The organism is Phycicoccus sp., from assembly GCF_035325325.1.
GTDB lineage: Bacteria > Actinomycetota > Actinomycetes > Actinomycetales > Dermatophilaceae > Phycicoccus.
The window spans coordinates 18,207-21,349 of sequence record NZ_DAOLAC010000048.1; the positions used below are offsets into that span (position 1 = coordinate 18,207).

Below are 3,143 nucleotides of genomic sequence, written 5' to 3' on the forward strand. Positions count from 1 at the left end.
GTCTCGCGACATGCGGATGCGGCGACCCGTCCGTCCGCATGTCGCGCGACCTGGCCGACGGTGTGCCGTTCGCCGCGAGCTCCGCGACCGTGGGCTGGACGCGACGCGCCCCGGGCAGCCGGCCTTCCTACGATGGCCGGGTGAGCGACATCCCGCCGGACCTCGCGCGGCTGCGGTCGAGCATCGACAACATCGACGCGGCCCTCGTCCACCTGCTCGCCGAGCGGTTCAAGTGCACCCAGGCCGTCGGCGAGCTCAAGGCCGCCGCCGGGCTGCCGCCGGCCGACCCGGGCCGGGAGGAGCAGCAGGTCGCCCGGCTGCGTGCCCTCGCCGACGACGCCGGCCTCGACCCGCAGTTCGCGGAGGCGTTCCTGAACTTCATCATCGCCGAGGTCATCCACCACCACGAGCACATCGCGGGCGCCGGCTCCTGACGCTCGCGTCCGCTCGTCGACGACCCGGCCACTGGACCACACGGGTATCGGGTGACCCGATAACGCTGCGCTTCCCCCGGGAACCGTTGTCGGGTAGAGCGCGGTCGTATCGGGTGACCCGATAACGCTGCGCTTCCCCCGGGAACCGTTGTCGGGTAGAGCGCGGTCGTATCGGGTGACCCGATACGCGTGGGGCGCGTGGGAGAGGGTCGTGGCCGGGGTGGACGTCCCGGCAGGCACAGCGGCCTCGGCAGTCCCAGGAGCCACAGGCACCACCGGGACGACGGCGCGTCCCGCCCCGCCCCGCTCGCCCCGGTAGCATCGCCCGCGACCCGGACCCCGGTCCGGCCGCCCACCGACGAGAGACGACCACCGCCCGCATGTACCTCAAGACGCTGACCCTCAAGGGGTTCAAGTCCTTCGCCTCGGCGACGACGATGCGCCTCGAGCCCGGCATCACCTGCGTCGTCGGCCCCAACGGCTCCGGCAAGTCCAACGTCGTCGACGCCCTCGCCTGGGTGATGGGCGAGCAGGGCGCCAAGAGCCTGCGCGGCGGCAAGATGGAGGACGTCATCTTCGCCGGCACCGCCGGCCGCCCGCCGCTCGGCCGGGCCGAGGTGAGCCTGACGATCGACAACACCGACGGCGCCCTCCCGATCGACTACACCGAGGTCACGATCACCCGGACGATGTTCCGGGGCGGCGGCTCCGAGTACGCCATCAACGGCACGTCCTGTCGTCTCCTCGACGTCCAGGAGCTGCTCTCCGACTCCGGCCTCGGGCGCGAGATGCACGTCATCGTCGGTCAGGGCCAGCTCGACACCGTCCTGCGGGCGACGCCCGAGGAGCGGCGCGGCTTCATCGAGGAGGCCGCCGGCGTCCTCAAGCACCGCCGCCGCAAGGAGCGCGCCCTGCGCAAGCTCGAGCAGATGGAGGGCAACCTCACCCGCGTCCAGGACCTCACCGGCGAGATCCGGCGCCAGCTCGGCCCGCTCGGTCGGCAGGCCGAGGCCGCGCGCCGGGCCGCGGTCGTCCAGGCCGAGGTGCGCGACGCCCGGCTGCGCCTGCTCGCCGACGACCTCGTCCAGCTGACGAGCATCGTCGAGCAGGAGGTGGCCGACGAGACGGCGCTGCTCGAGCGCCGCACCGCCGTCGAGGACGCCCTGGCGACCGTGCGCGGTCGGCTCACCGAGGTCGAGCGGCAGGCCGCCGACGCCGCCCCCGAGCTCGGCCGCGCCCAGGAGCGCGTGGTCCGCCTCCAGAGCCTGCGCGACCGTCTGGAGTCCACCGGTTCGGTGGCCGCCGAGCGGGTGCGCCTCCTCTCCCAGGACGAGGAGCACGAGACCACCTCCGGCCGCGATCCCGAGGAGCTGCGGGCCCAGGCCGCCCAGGCCCGTGAGGCCGAGGCGCTGCTCCAGGCCGAGATCGCCGAGACCACGGAGGGCCTCGACGCCGCCGTCACCGCCCGCGAGGAGGCCGAGGCCGCGTTCACGGCCGAGCAGCAGCGGCTCGCCCGGCTGGCCCGGGCCGCGGCCGACCGTCGCGAGGGCCTGGCCAAGCTCGCCGGGCAGGTGGGCGCCCGCCGCAGCCGGATCGAGGCCGGGGAGGCCGAGATCGGGCGGCTGCAGACCCTCGCCGCCGAGGCCCGCCAGCGCGCCGCCGACGCCGAGCGCGAGTTCGCCGGGCTCGAGGGCTCGATCGCCCACGACGAGGAGGGCGAGGAGGGGCTCGACACGACCTACGAGGCGGCGGCCGAACGGCTCGCCTCCGCCGAGGCCGAGATCGAGCGCCTGCAGACCGCCGAGCGCGAGGCCGAGCGCGACCGCTCCTCCGCCCAGGCCCGGCTCGAGGCCCTCGAGCTGAGCCTGCGCCGCCGCGACGGCGCCGCCACGCTCCTCGAGGCCGCCGACGACAGCCACTCCATCCTCGGCGCCGTCGCCTCGCTCGTCCACGTCTCCGGGGGCCACGAGGCGGCCGTCGCCGCCGCCCTCGGCTGGGCCTCGGAGGCCCTCGCGGTCGGCTCGGCGGATGCCGCGGCGGCCGCACTCGCGAGCCTGCGCGACGCCGACGGCGGACGGGCGGCGCTGCTCGTCGGCGAGACCGCCGTCCCGAGCGACCCCGCCGGCTGGCCCGGCCTCGACGGCGACGCGGTGTGGGCCCGCGACGTCGTCACCGCCCCGGGCGCGGTGCTGCCGGCCGTGCACCAGGTCCTCGAGCGGGTCGCCCTCGTGCCCACCGCCGCCCACGCGGTCGCCCTCGTCGCCCGACACCCCGGCGTCACCGCGGTCACCGCCGACGGCGACGTCTTCGGCCCGGGCTGGGCCCGCGGCGGCAGCAGCGCCGGCGAGAGCCTCCTCGAGGTGCAGGCCGCCGTCGAGGAGACCCGCACCACCCTCGCCGAGGCCTCCGGTCGCGTCGAGCGCACCCGGTTCGCGCTCGCCGCCGCCCGCGAGACCGCAGCCTCCCTCGGAACGGACGTCGACGCCGCCCTGGAGGCCCTGCACGAGTCCGACGCCCGGATGGCCGCCGTCGCCGAACGGCTCGGCAGCCTCGGGGCGGCGATGCGCACCGCGGGTGCCGAGGCCGAGCGGGCCGAGCGGGCCATCGCGAGTGCGCAGGAGCGGCTCGAGGCCGACCGCACCGAGCTGGAGGCCCTCAGCCAGCGGCTCGAGGAAGCCCAGGCCCCGCCCGTCGAGGGGGGCACCCACC

2 protein-coding genes are annotated in these 3,143 nt (G+C 76.2%); both read left to right on the forward strand.

All coding sequences use genetic code 11. The features are described from left to right. Positions 1–140 precede the first annotated feature (140 nt). A complete protein-coding gene (locus PKA89_RS18855; RefSeq protein ID WP_324422145.1) occupies positions 141–434 on the forward strand; it encodes a chorismate mutase in 294 nt (97 codons plus the stop codon). A 380-nt stretch (positions 435–814) separates the two neighbouring features. Beyond that, positions 815–3,143, forward strand: a 2,329-nt coding sequence (smc, locus tag PKA89_RS18860) for a chromosome segregation protein SMC (protein ID WP_324422146.1), incomplete at its 3' end; no start/stop codon positions are given.